The organism is Natrinema sp. H-ect4, from assembly GCF_041894845.1.
In the GTDB taxonomy this organism is placed as follows: domain Archaea; phylum Halobacteriota; class Halobacteria; order Halobacteriales; family Natrialbaceae; genus Natrinema.
The window spans coordinates 112186-132132 of the sequence record NZ_JBHDYC010000005.1; the positions used below are offsets into that span (position 1 = coordinate 112186).

Sequence of the window (19947 nt, forward strand, 5' to 3'; positions counted from 1 at the left end):
CTGAAGCCCATCTGTCGAGTTGGATCGATACCCGATTCCGACAGCGATTGACTTATATTGGCGAACATGATCGGTTCGATTCTCATGGTGTGGAAATCGGCTCACTCCTTCATGCGAGTACGGTTATGAGACGAGGAATGAGGATCCACAAATGAACGATTTGAAGTGCATGCCGTCGAGTACTCTCGGCATGACACCAGTGTCATATACAGAGGTGTTCTGATCTAATGAGCACGGACGATGAATCATTCCACCCCCTCGGAGACGAGTGGGAAGGCGAACTCGAGACGATGCTCGACGATACCGAGTACGACAGCCAACTCGGTATGGACATGGCCCGCGACGCGATGCGGGTCACCAAGGGCGAACTCTCCGAAGCCGACTTCCACGAGAAGTATCACGAGGACGTGATGGAGGAGTTCGGCGAGGACGAGCGACCGACCAAGGAAGCCTACGAGGCGGCCCAGGAGGAGGCGAAGGGGACGTTCTCCCGAATGGTCGATAAGTTCGACGGCGACGGCGAGGAAACCCGTCGTGAGACCATGAAGAAGATGGGCGTCGGCGCGACGGCCGTCGGCCTCGGTGCGTTCGGCACCGTCAGCGACGGTCCCGAGCACAGCGTGGCCGAAGGCCCGCGCCAGGAGACCACCGAGGAGAGCGACACCCAGTGGGGGATGACGATCGACCTCGAGCGGTGTGACGGCTGTCTCTCCTGTATGACCGCCTGTTCCGAGGAGAACGATCTCGACCAGGGCGTCAACTGGATGTACGTCATGGCCTGGGAGGACGACAACCACCACGGCCAAGAGGGCTCCGAATACGACGTCTACACCGACTTCAACATGGGGAGCGACTTCAACATGCTCGTGCGGCCGTGCCAGCACTGCACGGACGCTCCCTGCGAGAAGGTCTGCCCGACGACGGCGCGTCACACGCGTGACAAGGACGGTCTCGTGTTGACCGACTACGACGTCTGTATTGGCTGCCGGTACTGTCAGGTCGCCTGCCCCTACGGCGTCAACTACTTCCAGTGGGACGAACCCGATACGGCCTACGAGGACATCGACGGCCTCGAGGATCCCGACAACCCCGACCAGATCACGCACGCCGAGTACGATCACGGCGAGCGCTGGGTCGACAGTCGCGCACCTCGCGGGACGATGAGCAAGTGTACGATGTGTCCGTCCATGCAGGACGGTAAACAGGGAGAAGGCAAGGTCGGAACGACCGCCTGCGAGTCGGCCTGCCCGCCGAACGCGATCCAGTTCGGAAACGTCAAAGACGAGAAGAGCGACCCGTCCCAGCACCGCGAGCACCCGGTCAAGAGTCGCGCGATCGTTCACCTGACGAACGGCACCGAAAGCAGTAAATCCGCCCCGTCGGCGGACGATATCGACAGCGCCCTCAGCGAGGGCGACGACCTCGAGACCGCGATCGATAATATCGAGGGGCTCACCGTGGACATCCTCGCGGTCATGAAGTCGATCGAGATGATCAGTGAGGGTCTCGAACCCGGCGACGACGAGAACAACTCCATTCTCCGAAACGAACAGGAAATCCTCTCCGCCGTCGAGGCCTTCCAGCAGTACGTCGACCTCAACACCGAGGAGGCGTACACCGAACTCGGACTCGGTGATGGCAGCGAACAGCAGGCTCGATTCCGACTCGAGCAGTACACGGGCGACCCGAGTTCGTTCCAACTGCTCGAGGACATCGGAACGAACCCGAACATCACCTACCTCGGCCAACAGCCCGGACCGGAGGCCCACCAGGTCGACGGTCCGACCGCCTACGAGGACGTCGACCTGCTCGACGAGCGCCAGGAGGACCTCGACGAAGGCACGGTCGGGCGGATTGACGGGGTGTCCTTATGAGCACGAAGGAGCCAACGGAAGCGGACATCCTTCGTCCGATCAACACGCTCACGAAGAAGTATTTCATCCTGTACGGTGCCGCGACACTGGGTCTCGTCGCCTTCCTCGTCGCATGGGCCTACCAGCTTCAGCAGGGCCTTATCGTCACCGGCCTCGGCGACTGGGGGAGCGGTGGCGGCTCGACCTGGGGACTGTATATCGGCGCGTTCATCTGGTGGGTCGGTGTCGCTCACGGCGGCATCATCCTCTCGGCCGCCGTCCGCCTGCTCAATATGGACCGGTACATGCCGGTCGCTCGACTCGCGGAGATGACGACGATCGGCGGCCTCTCGGCCGCCGGCTTCTACATCCTGGTCCACATGGGACGCCCGGACCGGATGGTGACAAGCGTCATTGGTCACTACCACATCACGGTCAACAATTCGCCGCTCGTGTGGGACGTGACCGTCATTACGGCCTACTTCGTGCTGTCTGCGACCTACCTCGGACTGACGTTGCGCTATGACGTCAACCGCCTGCGTGACGATCTGCCGGACAAGTTCGAACCGGTCTACAAGATACTGACTATCGGCTACAGCAAGAAAGAAGACAAGGTCATCGATCGGATGGTCTGGTGGCTCGCCGCCGCAGTCATCATCATGGCCCCGCTCTTGCTCCACGGCGGCGTGATTCCGTGGCTGTTCGCACTCCTGCCGGCGATGCCCGGCTGGACCGGTGCGATTCAGGGGCCGATGTTCCTCAGTATCGCGCTGATGTCGGCGATCAGCGGCATCATGATCATCTCCTACGCGTTCCGCCGAGCCTACGACTGGGATCACATCATCACCGACGACATCTTCCGCGGACTGCTCCTGTGGCTCGGATTCTTCACTCTGCTGTTCCTGTGGTTCCAGCTCCAGACGATCATCAACGGCGTCTTCCTCGGACCGACCAACAAGGCGGTCGCGATCGAGGCAAAGATCGGCCACCCGGTCTACCAGGTTGCGATGACGATGATATTCGGCACGCTCGTGTACATCTTCCTGCAGGGGATCCGTCCGGCCCTGTTCAGTAAGAAGCGAGCGCTCCTCGCCAGCTGTATCATCCTCGCTGGGACCCTGACCGAGAAGATCCTGTTCGTCGTCGAGGGATTCCTGCACCCGACGTTCGACATCTACGCCAACACGCCCGGGACCTACTTCCCGAGCCTCATCGAGTGGCTCTCGCTTGTCGGAACGACTGCGCTGGTTGCACTTTTATTCCTCAACCTCTCGAAGCTCGTTCCAGTGGTCGAACTCCACGCGGTTGAACACCTGCGCGGCGACCACACACACGATGACGACGCGACCGAACCCGAGGTGGAAGCATGAACGCAGCACTGACAGCGATCCCATCGGAACTCCTGTACCACGGCTACGACGGCACCGCCGGCTTCACCGGCTTCGCCAACGAGGGGACCTGGATCATCTTCGCGGTTATCCTGGTTCCGGTCTACATCATGCTCGCGGCGTGGTTCCTCGGTGAACCCCGCGACACGAAGACCGGACTGCTCGGCGTGAGCTACCTCGTCGGACTGACGACATCGATGTGGGTCGGGATGTTCGTCCTGACCGTCCTGATCGGTATCGTCTTCTACGGCGGCCCGCCGGAGCCGATCAGCGGCGTCGGCCCGCCGTAACCGTCGCCGTCTCACAACGAACACCGATTTATTTTTCGCGACCGTCACCCCGTAAGCGGTGCCGTTCAGCAGTGATTCGGTCCCGAACCATCACACGTATCCCGTTCCACATCCTTCCAACGACTAACACAGCCACTATGAGCATTACAGAACACGAACTCGAGATCAAACTCGAGGAGGTCGAAGATCCGGACATCGGCGACGACATCGTCTCGCTCGGACTGGTCAACGACGTCGTTATCGACGACGAGACGGCCCGCATTTCGCTCGCGTTCAACGCGCCGTACGCACCCTCCGAGATGGCGATCGGGAATCAGATCCGCGATGTCATCGAGGACGCCGGTCTCGAGCCCGATCTGCGGGCCCACGTCGGCGAGGAACACGGCTTCGACGACGAGGTCCTCCCGAACGTGCGCAACGTCATCGCCGTTTCCTCCGGCAAAGGCGGCGTCGGCAAGACGACGGTCGCGGCCAACCTGGCGGCCGGACTCGAGAAACGCGGTGCGATGGTCGGCCTGCTCGACGCCGACATTCACGGGCCGAACGTGCCGCAGATCCTCCCGCCTGAGAGCGACCCCGGCGTCACGCCCAACGAGGAAATCGTGCCGCCACGCTCGGACGGTGTCCGCGTCATCAGTATGGGCATGATGATGGAGGACGACGACGACCCCGCAATCTTGCGCGGGCCAATGGTCAACAAGTTCATGATGAAATTCCTCGAGGGCGTCGAGTGGGGACGACTCGATTACCTCATCGTCGACCTCCCGCCGGGGACCGGCGACGCGACGCTGAATCTGTTGCAGTCGATGCCCGTGACGGGCTCGGTCGTCGTTACGACGCCCCAGGAGATGGCGTTAGACGACACCCGAAAGGGGATTCAGATGTTCAACAAACACGACACGCCGGTGTTCGGCGTCGTCGAGAACATGAGCTCCTTCATCTGTCCGTCCTGTGGCGACCAGCACGGGCTGTTCGGGACCGGCGGTGCGGACACCATCGTCGACAAGTACGACGTTCCGCTGCTGGGCAAGATTCCGATCCACCCCGACTTCGGGGCCGACGGCAGCGAGGGGGCGCTCGTCAAGGACGACGACAGCGAGGTCCAACAGCACCTCGAAGACCTCGTCGGCGAGGTCGCCGACCGAATCGGCGAGGCCAACCGCCGTACGGTCTCGGAAAACATCACGCAGGAACCGGCGAACAAGCTACCGACCGAGACGAAAGACTGAGCGCTCACCTACCGCGCCTCATCGTCCCCTGCAGATCCGTTCTCTCTTTCCCCTGCTGTTATGATGCCGTCCGTCGAACCGAGACGCAATGCTCGATACGTACGCCGATTCGATCGACGACCTCGAGCCGGGAGCCGGCGAGGTCGAGACCGCGGAACTGGTCGTCAGCGACGATGTCCTCGTGAAGGCCTTCGCGCTCGGACCGGGTGCTGAACTCGAGGCTCACGAACATGCCGATAGCACGAACGTGTTTCACGTGCTCGAGGGGACAGTCACGGTGATTCAGGACGACGAGCGCGAGGAAATCGACGCGCCAGGAGTCGTCCACCACGAGCGCGGTGTCGACCACGGTGCGGAAAACGAGACCGACGAGACGGTACGCTTCACTGCGAGCCTCTGTCCGATGCCGTCCTGAGGAGTCAGTGACGCAGTCAGTCTGAGCCTGCCCGTGTCTCCTCATCCGCGAGTAGTGATTCGACGTACTTGTCCACGTGATCGTCCATCCGACGCTTGTAGCCGGCCTGCCGGGCGAGTCGATCGAGTTCGCGAGCGACGAGGCTACCGTACTGGACCGCCTTCTTGTCCCTGCTGGCGACCTCGGCCGGCAGATGCCGGTCCGCAACGCGTCGGAACCCGCGCTTTCGCTCGTCCGCGTCGGCCAGTAGCTCGTCGGGCAGTCGAAGCGCCGCCTCGACCACGGCGTCGTGAAGGAAGGGCGCGACCGGCTCGAGGCCCGTCGCCTCGATCGTCAGTACGTCCCGCGGCAGTTGGTTCGGGAGGCTTCGAATTTGCTCGCGGACGGCTCCGCGGACGGTCTCGGCCTCGACCCGGTGGTCGAGTCGGACGACCTTCTCGTAGCCGCCGAACAGTTCGTCGGCTCCCTGGCCGACGGCGAGCGCGTCGAACCCGTCCGCGGCGACGCGCTCGCCGACCAGGTAGAGCGGGAGCGCGATCTGGACGTCCATCGCGTTCGTCCGCCCGGTCGCCCGCGCTATCTCCGGAACGGCGCGCTCGAGGTCGGCCGGCTCGAGGTCGACGACCGTGAGGTCGCGCCCCATCGCATCGGCGGCTGTCCGCGCGGCCGCGACGTCGTGGCTGTCGGAGAAGCCGACGACGTACAGCGGCGCGTCGAGCAGTTCGGCGACCAGCGCCGAGTCGACACCGCCGGAGAAGGCGACGGCGATATCGCGATCGTCCTGCCGAACGCCCGCGGTCGCCGTTTCGATTGCACCCTCGAGGTCGTCGATCGCGGCCTCGTGGTCCGATACGGGGGCCGGATCGGGGAGCGCCCAGCGGGATTCGGCGTCGGGAACGGGACTGTCCACGGCTGCCATCGCACCGGCCGGAAAGAGGACTGGGTTCTCGAGTACGGTCGGCTCGAACGCCCACGACGGTCCCGTGCGCGAGAGACTCGTTTCCAGTTCGACGAACAGCGGAACTCTCCCGAGCACGTCTCGAACGAGTCGGCCGTCGATCTCCCCCGCGAAGCCAGCCGTTCCCGGAAGCGGGTCGGCGCGCTCGAGCGCGTCGCGAACGATCGGCGATTCGGCACCGCGAAGCGTTGTGTCGGTCATCGGATGAGATTAAAAACGCGACCCACTCGTCGCGTGACGCCGCCGGCGAACTGTCGAATGCTGATCCGCCACGGCGTTCGCTTCCCTTCGACGGTCGTCCGGCCCGCCGCGATCGCCTCGAGGACCGCATCGGCGGAGCGGTCGTCGGCGTCGACGCGGGTGATCGCCTGCCCGACCATCTCGCTGATGTGGGCGTCACTCCCGGCGGTCATCGGCAGATTTCGAGACCTGGCATAGCGTTCGGCCTGCCGGTTCGCCCGACCGGTAAACAGACGGGAGTTGTAGACCTCGATCGCGTCGCCGAGCGCGAGCTGTTCGCGGGAGATCCGTGCCATTACGCCGTGGCGCGACTCCTGGAACGGGTGGGGAATCACGGCTAATCCGCCCTGGTCGTGGATCGCCTCGAGCGTCGACTCGAAGGAAAGCCCCGGGGGAACCGCTTTCTCGAGACCGAGTCCGAGGATGTGACCCGCCTTGCTCGAGATCTCCATTCCCGGAATGCCCACGAGGCCGTAGTCGGGGGCCAACTCGGCGGCCTCGAGGCTCGCATCGATCTCGTCGTGGTCCGTCACCGCGATCGCGTCGAGACCGACGGCCTCGGCCTGCTCCAAAATGAGCTCGACCGGGTCGCGACCGTCGTAGGACAACGACGAATGCGTGTGAAGTTCGACCGACAGCACGGGCGGACGTTTAGCGGGGCTGATGAAAAACGACTCGGTCCGCACCTCTCGACGCCGCCCATCGACCGATTTTATCCACGTTCGTGCATATAGAAACCCATTTACCGGCCGACTTTCACCACCTAGGTGAATGAGTCTTGCCGATTCGGACCGCGAACTCGTCGTCTCCGAGCTGGGACGGGAACCGACTCGAGCGGAGGCGGCGCTGTTCGAGAACCTCTGGAGCGAGCACTGTGCGTACCGCTCCTCGCGACCGTTGCTGTCGGCGTTCGACAGCGAGGGCGAGCAAGTCGTTGTTGGGCCGGGCGACGACGCGGCGGTTGTCGCACTCCCCGATAGCGAAAGCGGAGACGGAAACGGGAGCACGTACATCACGATGGGAATCGAGAGCCACAACCATCCCTCCTACGTGGACCCAGTCGACGGCGCGGCGACGGGCGTCGGCGGCATCGTCCGGGACACGCTCTCGATGGGTGCGTATCCAATCGCGCTCGCGGACTCGCTGTACTTCGGCGAGTTCGACGATGACCACTCGCAGTACCTCTTCGAGGGCGTCGTCGAGGGAATCAGCCACTACGGCAACTGTATCGGCGTCCCGACGGTCGCCGGAAGCGTCGATTTCCACCCCGATTACGAGGGGAATCCGCTGGTCAACGTGGCCTGCGTCGGGCTGACGAATGAGGAGCGCCTCGTCACCGCCAAAGCGCAGGAGCCGGGCAACACGCTCGTCCTTGTCGGAAACGCCACCGGTCGCGACGGTCTCGGCGGCGCGAGTTTTGCCAGCGAGGACCTCGCCGAAGACGCCGAAACGGCGGATCGACCTGCGGTGCAGGTCGGCGATCCGTACGCCGAAAAGCTGCTCATCGAGGCCAACGAACAACTCGTCGATGAAGGCCTAATCGAGTCCGCTCGCGACCTCGGCGCCGCCGGCCTCGGCGGGGCCTCGAGCGAGATGGTCGCCAAGGCCGACCTCGGCGCCCGCATCGAACTCGAGCGAGTCCACCAGCGCGAGCCGAACATGAACGCGATGGAGATTCTACTGGCCGAGTCTCAGGAGCGAATGTGTTACGAGGTCAAGCCGGAGAACGTCGACCGCGTGCGCGAGATCGTCGAGCGGTTCGATCTCGGCTGTTCGGTCATCGGCGAGGTCACCGACGAAAACTACACGTGTCTTTTCGAGGGAGAGACAGTCGTCGACGTCGACGCCTACTTCCTCGGCGAGGGCGCGCCGATGAACGACCTCGCGACCGAGGAACTCGAGGAGCCCGAGACGGACCTGCCCGACGCGGACCTCGAGGCGGCCTTCGACGCGATCGTCTCGAGTCCGAACACCGCCTCAAAGCGGTGGGTCTACCGGCAATACGACCACGAGGTCGGCGTGCGGACGAGCGTCGGACCGGGCGACGACGCGGCGATCATCGCGGTGCGAGAGGCCGAGCAGGGCCTCGCAATCTCCTCTGGTGCCGCGCCGAACTGGACCACCGTCGCGCCCTACGAGGGGGCTCGCGCGGTCGCGCTCGAGAACGCGACGAACATCGCGGCGAAGGGCGCAACGCCGCTGGCCGCGGTGGACTGCCTCAACGGCGGCAACCCGGAGAAGCCGGACGTCTACGGCGGCTTCACCGGCATCGTCGACGGCCTCGCGGAGATGTGCGAGACGCTGTCGACGCCGGTCGTCGGCGGGAACGTCTCGCTGTATAACGATTCCGTCGCGGGGCCGATTCCGCCGACGCCGACGCTGGCGATGGTCGGCTCCAAAGACGGGTACGATGCGCCGCCGCTGTCGGTCGAGTCCGAGGGCGATCTGGTCCTCGTCGGTGATCTCGGCCTCGAGCGAGACGAGTCCCGGCTCGGTGGCTCCGAGTACCTCGCGCGCTTCGACGGCAGCGATCGGTTCCCAGGCCTGCCCGCCGATCCCGCGAGCGTCGTCGAGACGCTGGCGGCGGTCGCGAACGACGACTCGACGCTGGCCGTTCACGACGTGAGTCACGGCGGCCTCGCCGTCGCGCTCGCCGAAATGGTGGGCGACGACGCGGGCCTCGAGGTGTCGATCCCGGCGCCGGATCCCGCTGGCGCGCTGTTCCACGAACAGCCGGGTCGCGCGCTGATCCAGACCGAATCGGTCGCGGCCGTCCGCGAGGCGTTCGATGGCATCGCCCCGGTCGTCGAACTCGGGACGGCAACCGACGAGGGTCGGCTCGCGATCGATCTCGGCGACCGAACGCTCGAGACCGACGCGGCCGCGATCCGCGAGCGACGCGCGACGATCGAACGCGAACTCGAGTAACAGGACCGATCGAGAGTCCACGAACCGATTCGACGGATTTTTCGCCGTATTGTCCGGTATATTGATATACGACCGGGCCGATTCGTCCAACGAACCGCCAGACCGGAGGAATTCGATGTCCACAGACACTCCGTCCGTCCTGATCGTCGAAGACGAGCCCGACCTCGCGAACCTTTACGCCGCGTGGCTCGAGGACGACTGCGACGTCGAGACGGCCTACGACGGCAGCGAAGCGCTCGAGGCGATCGATGGTGCGATCGATGTCGTCCTCCTCGATCGTCGGATGCCCGGTCTCTCGGGCGATACCGTCCTCGAGACTATTCGAGAGCAGTCACTCGAGTGCCGGGTCGCGATGGTGACGGCAGTCGAACCCGATTTCGACATCGTCGAGCTCGGATTCGACGATTACCTTGTCAAGCCCGTCTCGAAGGACGAACTGGTCGACATTATCGACCAGTTGCTCCTCCGGGCGACCCACGACGAGCAACTCCAGGAGCTCTTCGCACTCGCGTCCAAGAAGGCGCTGCTGGACGACCAGAAGACCGAGTCCGAACGCCGGTCCAGCCAGGAGTACGCCGAACTCGAGGACCGGATGGCCGTCCTTCGCGTCCGGGTCAACGACACGATGCAGGAACTCCTGGAACAGAACAGCTATCGGGAGCTCTGTCAGGACATTACGCGCGAATCCGTTTTTCAGGAGTAGCGGGGATCGAGACGGCGTGGTGAGACGGAGTCCATCAATTGACGAGCCGGAGTCCATCAGTCGACGAGTCGGAACGCTCGTCCGCGCAGAACGGTCATAACGTTGAATCGGCCCAGCGCAGAATCATCCCAGCGCAGAATCCGCTTCCTCCTGATCGGCCTACCCCGAACGCGGATTCGAGCGCCCGGACCGGTCACTCGAGTCGTCGTTCGAGCGTCGTGATGTCTCGGATTTCGATCCGCGTGCCGCCGTTCTGGCCGTTGGTGACGGTACACTTCCAGTCGTGGGCTTCGGCGATGGCCCGAACGAGCGCGAGGCCAAGTCCGTCGACTGCGGTGTCGTCGTCAGCGGTCGGATCGAGGACGCGTTCGTGTGCGTTCGGCGGGATCTCCGCGGCGTCGTCGAGCACGAAGAAGCCGCGACTGCCGCCGTTCTCGAAGCCGACCAGCCCGATCTGGATCATCACGTCGTCGTCGGCCCGCGCGGCGGCGCTGTCGAACGCCGTCTCGAGCAGGTGGACGAACCGCTCGGGGTCCGCCCGGAGCGTGGCCGGAGCGTCGACGACGAGCGCGTCCGCCTCGAGGCGGGACTCCCCGATGGCGTCGTCGATCGCCGACTCGAGGTCGAGCCGAGCACGGGTCCCGATGGCCGTGGCGTTGCGGGCGAACTCCCGAACGTCGTCGACGAGGCGCTCGGCCCGGTCGAGAGTCGTTTCGACGGTGTCCTCCGCGAGGGGAAACTCCCATGCTTCGGCTCCGTCGTCCTCGAGCGCGTCGGCGACGGCCTCGAGCTGGCGCTGCAGGTCGTTCGAGAGCACGTCGGCGACGGCCTCGAGGCGTTCGGTCTGGCGCTCGAGTTCGTCCGTGCGGTCCCTGAGGATCCGTTCTCGGTCGGCCCGATCGAGGGCGGCCCGCGTGTTCTCGACCAGCGTCGAAATGAGGTCGACGTCGCTCTCGTCGAATCGGTGGGGCTCGAGCGAGCCAGTCATGAGCACGCCGTGGGTCCCGATCGGTGCGATGATCTCCGAGCGCAGCGGTGTCTCGGGGTTGTAGATGCCGTCGACGGTCTCGAGGTCGTCGAACAGTTCGACGCCGCCGGCCTCGAAGATGTCCCAGACGAGCCCCTCTCCGGGATTGAACCGCGGGAGGCCACCGAACTCGTCGTGCGCGCCGGCGGTGCCGGCGACCGGCTCGAGGTAGCCCTGCTCCTCCTCGAGCAGCCAGATGCCGCTGATGGGGAGATCGAGCAGATCGCTGCCGGAGTGGACGGCGATCGCGCAGATCTCTTCGGGGTCGTCGGACTCGAGGAGCCACCGGGTGACCTCGTGTAACGACGTGACGACGCGATCGTACTCGTGTTGGTCGGTAACGTCCCGGACGACGACGGCGACGGTCGCCCTGTTGTCCTCGACGGGGACGAACCGGAACTCACCCATTCGATCGTCGCCGCCCCGACCGGTGTAGGGGAGCTCGAGCTGGCGACGGCCGGCGTTGCCGACGTCGACATCGGTGATCGCCCGGCCGATCTCGACGGCGCGTTCGGCGTCGATCCCTGCCAGTTCGGTCAGCGTCTCGATGTGCTCGCCGACGAGTTGCGATCGGCCGACGCCAAAGATCGACTCGGTCGCGCCGTTGACGGTGACGATCTCGCGGTTGCGATCGAGCGTGACGACGGCGTCCCGGATCGCCTCGACGACCGCGGCGTGCTGGGCCAGCGTCGTCTCCTGAGCCTTCCGCTCGCTGACGTCGCGCATGTACACCGAGAGGCCGGTCTCGGAGGGGTAGGCCCGCGCCTCGAACCACGTCTCGAGGGGGGCGTGGTAGATCTCGAAGGAAACCGGCACCTGTTCGTCCATCGCGCGGTGAAAGCCCTCGGGGAACTGCGTCTCGACGGTCTGGGGAAACTCGTCCCACATGACCCGGCCGATCAGCTCCGCGCGCGAGCGTTTCAGCAGCGTTTCGGCTCGCTCGTTGAGATAGGTGAACCGAAAGCCGGTATCGAGGGCGAAGAAGGCGTCGGTGACCCGGTCGACGATCGGAACGGATCGCATCGTCACGGCTCTCCACCCCCGTTCGGCGACTGATTCGTCCCGTCATCTCTCTCGAGGAGATCCCCTCCCTCAGCCGTTTGCATCATCGACAGACAGTCAGCACATCGTTCGTGGGACGCCTATTTCAGTGTCGTGGCCGAGCAGTAGCGTGCGACTCACCCACACGAGTTCACACAGTCACCGCAATGCCATCGACTGAGAGGCAGCGGGAGCGCAAACAAAACCGTGACCGTCGCGCCACGCCGAGTCAGTGACCGGCGCAAAAACCAGCTGATCGGTATAGGGAAACCCCGTATTACTCCGGGCCGGCCACCCATCGTACGGTGACGCGCGCTGTCAGCGAGACGCTCCCGATAGTCGCGCCTCGGAAGCGACTGGAGATCGAAGCGAGCCGTGAGCAAGCCGACCGGACGTCAGTGAGGGTGGCCGATGACGTTGCGTGAGGGATAAGTGAACGAATAGCTCAGGACCGTCGATCCCGCAAACCATACGAACGGTGCGTCGTTCGGAGCGGCTGTCAGGAGTGAGAACCGCGAGGTGAACGGGGAACGAAGTGACCTGGGGCCTCCGGCCCGTGAGTAGAACTCGGTTGGGGAGGGCGTGGCGATTTCCTGTTGCCACGGTAGCAGGGAACTTCTTTCATCGAACTCACTACTGAACACCCTGTACAGTACAGTTCTGATTCTGTTCAACAGCACTTTGGCCCCGTGTATGGTTCGCTTGCGATCGTTTGCGTGACGGTACACTCGAGTTGTACCCCGTCGATCCGGCGCGCAGGTCGTTTTGGGACCGTTCGTCGGACCGACCCCGTCACCGCCGCTGTTGCGGCCCATTTCCGCGTGTTGTCGCCGCATTACAAATGTCCGATCCCTCGAGTGGACGACCACGTTGGTCGAGTTCACCGTCGCATCGGACGGTCGCGCGTCTCTCACCGTCCCAGTCTACTATGAATAGGGAAGACCACATCGTCAGCGGCTTCAAGGCAACGCTCGCCGCGCGCGGCGTCTACATGCTCTCGAGCGCGTTGCTGATGTTCGTCCTGGCGCGGTATCTGCTCGAGCCGGACGGCTACGGCGTGCTCTACTGGGCGATCGGCGTGTTGGCGATCATCCAACTGTTCGTGGACCTCGGTCTCAGCCGGTCCGTCGCGCGGTACATCTCCGAATACCGCGAGGCGGACCCGGGCCAGATCCCGCACCTGCTCAGGTCCACGGTCACGGTCAAACTCATCCTGATCGCGTTCGTCTCCTACGCCCTGTTGCTCTTTCACGAGCAGATCGCGGTCGCGCTCGGCGAACCGGGTGCGGCCCCGTTTCTCGCCGCGGGCGTGATCTATCTCGGCGTCTTTTCCTTTAGCGCGTTCGCGCGGGTGGCGTTACAGGGCTTCAACCACCTCGGCTACAGCGCGCTCGTTCAGGCGATCAGCGGCGCTGCCCGACTCGTCTTCGTCGTCGCGTTCGTCCTCGCCGGGTTCGGTGCGCTCGGCGCGTTCTTCGGGTACATCGTCGGCTACGCCGTCGCCGCCGTCATTGGAATGGGAATCCTCTACTACGGGTTCTACGTCCGATACGACGCCGCGGACGAATACGAGGACGGCCTCTCGCGCCGCCTTCTCGAGTACAGCGTCCCCCTGACGGCGACCCAGAGTGCGAACGTCATCGACAAGCAGATCGACATCGTGCTGGTCGGAGCCTTCATCAATCCGGCTGCGGTCGCGTTCTATACCCTCGCAAAGCAGATCACCGAGTTCGTGCTCGCGCCCGCGGCGTCGCTCGGCTTTACCATCTCGCCGAACTTCGGCGAACAGAAGGCTGCCGGCGAACTCGAGGAAGCCAGGCGGATTTACGAGACCTCGTTGACGAACATCCTGTTGCTCTACATTCCGGCAGCGGCCGGCCTCACGATCGTCGCGGGACCGCTCTTGACGATGGTGTTCGGGGCCGATTACGCCGGTGCGATTCCCGTCTTACAGGTGCTCGCCGGATTCGTCGTGCTACAGGCGATTACGAACCTGACCAGCGATAGCCTGGACTATCTGGGTCGCGCTCGTTCTCGAGCGGTCGCGAAGGGCGCGACGGCGTTGGCCAATCTCGGACTGAACATCGTGTTGATCCCGCTGATCGGCGTCGTCGGGGCGGCGATTGCGACGGTGGCGACCCACTCGGTGTACGTCGCGGTCAACCTCTATATCGTCCATACCGAACTCGGCTTGCACGTGGGGCGACTCGCGCGGACGACTGGGATGGTCTGTGGAATTACGGGCGTCATGGCGGCCGCCGTCTTGCTCGTAACGCCGCTGGTTTCGAACCTGCTTATGCTGTTCGGGGCGATCGCTCTCGGTGCCGTCACCTGGGCCGTGCTGGCGGTGCTGAGCGGCCTAGTTGATCCGGGACAGGTTCGGTCAGTCATCGGGTGACAGCGGCTCGAACCGTCCGGATGTCCCCCATCCGATTCCGCTATCACTGAGTGAACTATCAACGCTTATCCGAGGGTTCGGTGTCTAGGCAGTATGGCCGTTGCCGATCCCGTGACCGTGGGGGTACTGAGTCTTCATACGAGCAAGGAAACCAAAGCAATTCTCAACGCCGTCGAGGATCTGGGACACGACACCGAGTGGCTTCGCTCCGAGAACACGTCCGTCAGTGTCGCCGACGGGAGTCCGACGCTCGAGCCCGCGGTGGACGTCATCGCGAACAGGGTACTGCTATCGAATACCGAACAGCCCGCCGAGGAACTCGGGCTGGTAAACGCGTTCTCTCAGTTGGTTCCGACACTCAACGAACCGATGGCGGTGATGACGGCGATCCACAAGCTCTCGACGGCGACCGCGCTCGCGTCGAACGACGTGCGGACGCCCGACGTGACGCTCGCGTTGAGCGGCGAGCAGTTGAACGCTGCGCGGGACCGCTACGGCGAGGAGGCCGTCTACAAGACCGCCATCGGCACTCACGGTGGTGGGACGTGGAAGGTCGGCCCCGACGACCCGATCAACGCCAAGGTCGGTAACCGGTATGCGTTCTTGCAGGAACTCGTCGACCAAGAGGACGTTCGCCATCGCGATCTGCGCGTCTACGTCGTCGGCGGCGAGGTCGTGGCCGCGATGTATCGCTACGCGCCGGACAACGACTGGCGAACCAACGTCGCGCTCGGCGGCTCGGTCGAGGACGCGACCGACGACCTCCCCGACGAGGCTCGCGAAATGGCCCAGCGCGCATCGGATATCGTCGGCCTCGACTATGCCGGCGTCGACCTCGTCGAGGGTGACGAGGGCTGGTTCGTCCTCGAGGTCAACCCGACGGCGGGGTTCAAGGGGCTCTACGAGGCGACCCAGATGAGCCCGGCACCGTATATCGCGAAACTCGCGATCGAACGGGCGGGCGGCGAGGTCGACGACGAGCGCGTGCGTGATCTCGCGAACGTCCTCGACGACTCCCGGCCGGCAGCACAGCCCCCGGATGTGAGGGGACAGGATACGGAACCTGCGGTAATCGGCTACACGGAGGAAGTCATTCTCTCGGGGACCAGCGGGTCGAAGACGGTTCTCGCGAAGTCCGACACCGGTGCCACACGGACGAGCATCGACACCAGTCTCGCCGCCGATATCGGGGCCGGCCCGATCAAGTCTATCACCCGCATTCGATCCGGTAGCAGCAAACAGTCCAAGAGTCGCCCCGTCGTCGACGTCGTCGTCGGCGTCGGCGGCAACCAACACACCGTCACGGCCAGCGTCGAAGACCGCAGCCACATGGATTACCCCGTCTTGCTCGGGCGAGACATTCTCGGAAACTATCAGGTCGATGTCAGTCGCCGGATCGACAGCGACGCGGCCGATACTCCCGAAGAAGAAGAAGAGGAGTAACGAGACGACCGGTCGCTCCGCTCGCCGATTCCACAGTCGCAGTTCATATCTCGGATCCGGTCGGGTTCGCTCGACACGGGACAGTTCGCTCGCTTTCGGCCCAATATTTTCTATAACGAAAACAATATGGGGTGAAACACGAAACTGATGTTGCGATCGGTACATCTATTATTCCGTGATCCATTTCTGCAAGCGTAGGAGACCATTCATGTCAGACAACAAACCGAATCACGACTGGTGGCCGAATCGATTGGACTTGACGATCCTCGACCAGAACTCCCAGGAAGCCGATCCGATGGGTGAGGACTTCGAGTACGCCGAGGAGTTCCAGAAACTCGACCTCGAGGAGGTGAAGGCGGACCTCACGGAGCTGATGACGACGTCGCAGGAGTGGTGGCCGGCCGACTACGGCCACTACGGGCCGCTGTTCATTCGGATGGCGTGGCACAGCGCCGGCACGTACCGGACCAGCGATGGCCGCGGTGGCGCGGCCGGCGGTCGACAGCGCTTTGCGCCGCTCAACAGTTGGCCCGACAACGCAAACCTCGACAAGGCGCGCCGACTGCTCTGGCCGGTCAAGCAGAAGTACGGCCGGAAACTCTCGTGGGCCGACCTGATCGTTCTGGCCGGGAACGTGGCCCTCGAGTCGATGGGATTCGAGACATTCGGTTTCGCCGGCGGACGCGAGGACGAGTACCAGCCCGACGAGGCCGTCGACTGGGGGCCCGAAAACGAGTGGGAAGCGTCCGAGCGCTTCGACAAGGAAGATACTCTTCAAGAAGGGCTCGGTGCCACCGTGATGGGCCTCATCTACGTGAATCCGGAGGGCCCAAACGGTGAGCCGGATCCGGAGTGGTCGGCGGAACGAATTCGGGAGTCGTTCAGTCGGATGGCGATGAACGACGAGGAGACGGCCGCGCTCATCGCCGGCGGACACACCTTCGGGAAGGTCCATGGAGCCGCCGACCCCGACGACCACGTCGGTCCCGAACCCGAGGCGGCCCCGATCGATCAGCAGGGCCTCGGCTGGGAGAGCAGCCACGGCTCCGGCAAGGGAGCCGACACGATCACCAGCGGCATAGAGGGCCCGTGGAACACCACGCCGACGCAGTGGGACATGGGCTACATCAGTAACCTGCTCGAGTACAAGTGGTGGCCCGAGAAGGGGCCCGGCGGCGCGTGGCAGTGGACCACGCAGAACGGCGAACTCGACGAGGCCGCGCCCGGTACCGAAGATCCGGCGGAGAAAGAAGACGTGATGATGCTGACGACGGACGTCGCGCTCAAGCGCGATCCCGACTACCGGGAAATCCTCGAGCGCTTCCAGGAGAATCCCAACGAGTTCCGGAAGACGTTCGCGAAGGCCTGGTACAAGCTGATCCACCGCGACATGGGCCCGTCGGATCGGTTCCTCGGGCCGGAAGTGCCGGACGAGGAGATGCTGTGGCAAGACCCTATCCCCGACGCCGACTACGACCTGATCGGCGACGAGGAGATCGCCGAGCTCAAGGAGGAACTCCTCGCGTCGGATCTCTCGGTCTCCCAGCTCGTCAAGACCGCCTGGGCGTCCGCGTCGACGTACCGCGACAGCGACAAACGCGGCGGTGCCAACGGGGCTCGCATCCGTCTCGAACCACAGAAGAGCTGGGAAGTAAACGAACCGGACCAGCTGGAGACGGTGCTGTCGACCTACGAAGCGATTCAGGACGACTTCAACGGCTCGCGATCCGACGACGTGCGGGTCTCACTGGCCGACCTGATCGTTCTGGGCGGCAACGCAGCCATCGAGCAGGCCGCGGCGGATGCCGGCTACGATGTCGAGGTTCCGTTTGAACCGGGCCGTACCGACGCGACGCAGGAACAGACCAACGTCGAGTCCTTCGAGGCGCTCAAACCGAACGCCGACGGGTTCCGGAACTACTACAGTGACGAGGCCGACCGTTCGCAGGAGGAACTGCTGGTCGACAAGGCGGACCTCCTGGACCTGACGGCACCCGAGATGACGGTGCTGGTCGGCGGTATGCGCGCACTGAACGCGACCTACCAGGATTCCGACCTCGGTGTCATCACCGATCGGCCGGAGACGCTGACCAACGACTTCTTCGTGAACCTGCTCGATATGGACTACGAGTGGGAAGCGTCCGACGATACCCAGGACATCGTGGGCTGGGAAGCGCCTACCGACTCCGAAGACGGTGAGGTCTTCGAGCTGCGCGACCGCGAGACGGGCGATGTCGAGTGGCGGGCCACCCGCGCGGACCTCATCTTCGGGTCGAACTCCCGGCTTCGAGCCATCGCGGACGTCTACGCGTCCGACGACGCGGAGGAGAAGTTCGTCCGTGACTTCGTGGACGCGTGGAGCAACGTGATGACGCACGACCGCTTCGACCTCGAGTAATCGAGCGGTCGTACCGACAGGAATCGATTCGGTAGTCGATCCATCGGCCCGGACGACCCGCCGGTCGGTCTGAACGTTCCCGACCACGTTCTCGCGTCACTCGCTCCGAATGACGACCTCGTCGTCCGTGATCTCCAGTATTTGCGATGACTCAACCGGGTAGTCGTCGTCGCCGTGGCCACCCCAGTCCATGCGTGCTTTAAGTCGATCCGTCAGGCCGGGCTCTGGATCGACGTACGCCGTCTGGCCCTCGACTTCGGCGACCATGCCGATCTGCTGGCCCGACTCGTCGACGACGTCTTTCCCCTGATCGTGGTGGGAGAGTTCGATCGCCGACGCCTCCGCCATCTCGTCCGTCGCTCCCATCTCAGCGTCGGCCCCGGTGCTCGCCATCGTCTCATCGCCCGTGGTCCCGGTGGCTCCGGTCTCCATTTCGCCGGTCGCCATGGACTCGTACTCGTCGACATCGATGATCTCGCCCTCGAGCACCTCGCTGGTGAGCACCTCGGACTCGATCAGTTCGGTGTCCTCGAGCATGTACTGCATCCGCAGTCGCTCGGTGACCTCCTCTTCGATCGTCCGGCGCTCGAGGAGTTCGCTCTGGACGGCGTCTCCCTCGGTCCGCTGGCTCTGGATGACCTCCTGTTGGACCACGTCGTCGGGCGTCACGTTCGAGCGGACGACGTCGCTCTCGAGGATAGATCGCTGGACGCTCTCGAGTTCGATGTCCGTCCGGATGTCGTCTCGCTCGAGCTCCTCCTCTTGCTCGATATCGACGTCGACGACCTCGCTCTCGACGATGTAGCGTTCGATCTCCTCGATGGTATCCAGATGCGTTTCGTCGACGGTCACCTCGATCATGTCGTCGGAGACGAACTCGGTCTCGACGACCTCGCGGCTCACCAGTTCGGAGTCGACGACGTCCCGTTCGACCAGATCAGTGTCGATCACCTCGCTCTCGATCGTGTCCCGTTCGACGATCTCCCGCTCGACGACCTGCGTCTCGACGATCTCCGTCGTCACCGTCTCGCCACTTCGCAGCGAGTCCTCGAGTTCGTCCCGGCCGAGATCGGCGCGTTCGAACGCGTGCTCGCGCTCGACGATCTCGAAGAAGCCCATCTCCTCGCCGGTCGGCTCCTCCTCGTGGTAGACGAATACGAGGTCGTCGTCGTCGAATCGCTGCTCGAACTCGTCCCAGGTGTACTCCTCGTGGTGTTCGCCCATCTCGTCGCGCCGGGCGAAGGAGTGGCCGTGATCCTCGCTATCTCGGACCCTGACCGGAACGGCGTCGCGGGCCTCGGCCCACTCTCTGATGCGTTCGGTATCGGTAGTCATTCGCCGCTGCTCGGCGTCGCCAGTCTCGGTGGAGGATGTATCGTTACCATCTCCCATGACACTGGGACCGATCCGTACTTCAGTCAACAGGGCCATCCCGTCGGATCAGTGTCTCGTTTCTCGAGCCCCTTCCTTCGGCCGGCAGTGGCCGGGTCGTAATCCGGTGTTGTCCGTCTTGGCGGTGACTGTTTCACGATCCCGAGATGCGTGTAGGACGTGCTTACCGCTCGCGAGAATCGGGCGTGATCAGAGCTCTCTTGAACCGGGACGCGGGAGCCGATCGGGTCGGGACGGATTCCGT

14 protein-coding genes are annotated in these 19947 nt (G+C 64.0%); 10 read left to right on the forward strand and 4 right to left on the reverse strand.

The genetic code is table 11. The features are described 5' to 3' along the window. Positions 1–227 precede the first annotated feature (227 nt). From ACEWFR_RS08730 to ACEWFR_RS08750, 5 genes are all read left to right on the forward strand, one after another. Positions 228–1874, forward strand: a complete 1647-nt coding sequence (locus ACEWFR_RS08730) for a 4Fe-4S ferredoxin N-terminal domain-containing protein (protein WP_374060654.1) — start codon at positions 228–230, stop codon at positions 1872–1874. Beyond that, on the forward strand, positions 1871–3223 hold the full coding sequence (gene nrfD / locus ACEWFR_RS08735) for an NrfD/PsrC family molybdoenzyme membrane anchor subunit (protein WP_374060655.1): 1353 nt from the start codon (positions 1871–1873) through the stop codon (positions 3221–3223). Before ACEWFR_RS08730 ends, nrfD begins: the two co-directional genes overlap by 4 nt. Continuing rightward, entirely contained in the window at positions 3220–3531 is a 312-nt protein-coding gene (locus ACEWFR_RS08740) for a hypothetical protein (protein ID WP_098727179.1), read from the forward strand. The genes nrfD and ACEWFR_RS08740 overlap by 4 nt, the downstream gene beginning before the upstream one ends. A 137-nt stretch (positions 3532–3668) precedes the next feature. Beyond that, positions 3669–4760, forward strand: a complete 1092-nt coding sequence (locus ACEWFR_RS08745) for a P-loop NTPase (RefSeq protein WP_374060656.1) — start codon at positions 3669–3671, stop codon at positions 4758–4760. 88 nt (positions 4761–4848) lie between these two features. Then, positions 4849–5175 (forward strand): cupin domain-containing protein, encoded by a 327-nt coding sequence (locus ACEWFR_RS08750; RefSeq protein WP_374060657.1) that lies wholly within the window; start codon positions 4849–4851, stop codon positions 5173–5175. Positions 5176–5191: 16 nt separating this feature from the next. On the opposite strand, the gene ACEWFR_RS08755 is transcribed toward ACEWFR_RS08750, so the two are convergent. Continuing rightward, the gene (locus ACEWFR_RS08755) at positions 5192–6334 is read right to left on the reverse strand and encodes an asparagine synthase C-terminal domain-containing protein (protein ID WP_374060658.1); all 1143 of its coding nucleotides are present in this window, start codon (positions 6332–6334) and stop codon (positions 5192–5194) included. Then, positions 6331–7014, reverse strand: coding sequence for a PHP domain-containing protein (locus tag ACEWFR_RS08760; protein ID WP_374060659.1), 684 nt, complete (start codon positions 7012–7014; stop codon positions 6331–6333). The genes ACEWFR_RS08755 and ACEWFR_RS08760 overlap by 4 nt, the downstream gene beginning before the upstream one ends. Before the next feature lie 130 nt (positions 7015–7144). On the opposite strand from ACEWFR_RS08760, the gene purL reads away from it, so the two are divergent. Together purL and ACEWFR_RS08770 are read left to right on the forward strand one after the other, a co-directional pair. After that, positions 7145–9301 carry a phosphoribosylformylglycinamidine synthase subunit PurL gene (gene purL, locus ACEWFR_RS08765; protein WP_374060660.1) on the forward strand — a complete coding sequence of 719 codons (2157 nt, stop codon included), beginning with the start codon at positions 7145–7147 and terminating at the stop codon, positions 9299–9301. 115 nt (positions 9302–9416) lie between these two features. Continuing rightward, the gene (locus ACEWFR_RS08770; protein WP_374060661.1) at positions 9417–10004 is read left to right on the forward strand and encodes a response regulator transcription factor; all 588 of its coding nucleotides are present in this window, start codon (positions 9417–9419) and stop codon (positions 10002–10004) included. 193 nt (positions 10005–10197) lie between these two features. On the opposite strand, the gene ACEWFR_RS08775 is transcribed toward ACEWFR_RS08770, so the two are convergent. Next, positions 10198–12054 carry a PAS domain-containing protein gene (locus ACEWFR_RS08775; RefSeq protein WP_374060662.1) on the reverse strand — a complete coding sequence of 619 codons (1857 nt, stop codon included), beginning with the start codon at positions 12052–12054 and terminating at the stop codon, positions 10198–10200. 946 nt (positions 12055–13000) lie between these two features. Here ACEWFR_RS08775 and ACEWFR_RS08780 point away from each other — a divergent pair. The 3 genes from ACEWFR_RS08780 (at position 13001) to katG (ending at position 18311) form a co-directional block, all read left to right on the forward strand. After that, on the forward strand, positions 13001–14470 hold the full coding sequence (locus ACEWFR_RS08780) for a flippase (RefSeq protein WP_374060663.1): 1470 nt from the start codon (positions 13001–13003) through the stop codon (positions 14468–14470). A gap of 93 nt (positions 14471–14563) precedes the next feature. Then, positions 14564–15913, forward strand: a complete 1350-nt coding sequence (locus tag ACEWFR_RS08785) for a RimK family alpha-L-glutamate ligase (protein ID WP_374060664.1) — start codon at positions 14564–14566, stop codon at positions 15911–15913. Between the two features lie 208 nt (positions 15914–16121). Further along, positions 16122–18311 carry a catalase/peroxidase HPI gene (gene katG / locus ACEWFR_RS08790; RefSeq protein WP_374060665.1) on the forward strand — a complete coding sequence of 730 codons (2190 nt, stop codon included), beginning with the start codon at positions 16122–16124 and terminating at the stop codon, positions 18309–18311. Positions 18312–18407: 96 nt separating this feature from the next. On the opposite strand, the gene ACEWFR_RS08795 is transcribed toward katG, so the two are convergent. Beyond that, the gene (locus ACEWFR_RS08795) at positions 18408–19646 is read right to left on the reverse strand and encodes a hypothetical protein (protein WP_374060666.1); all 1239 of its coding nucleotides are present in this window, start codon (positions 19644–19646) and stop codon (positions 18408–18410) included. Positions 19647–19947 lie beyond the last annotated feature (301 nt).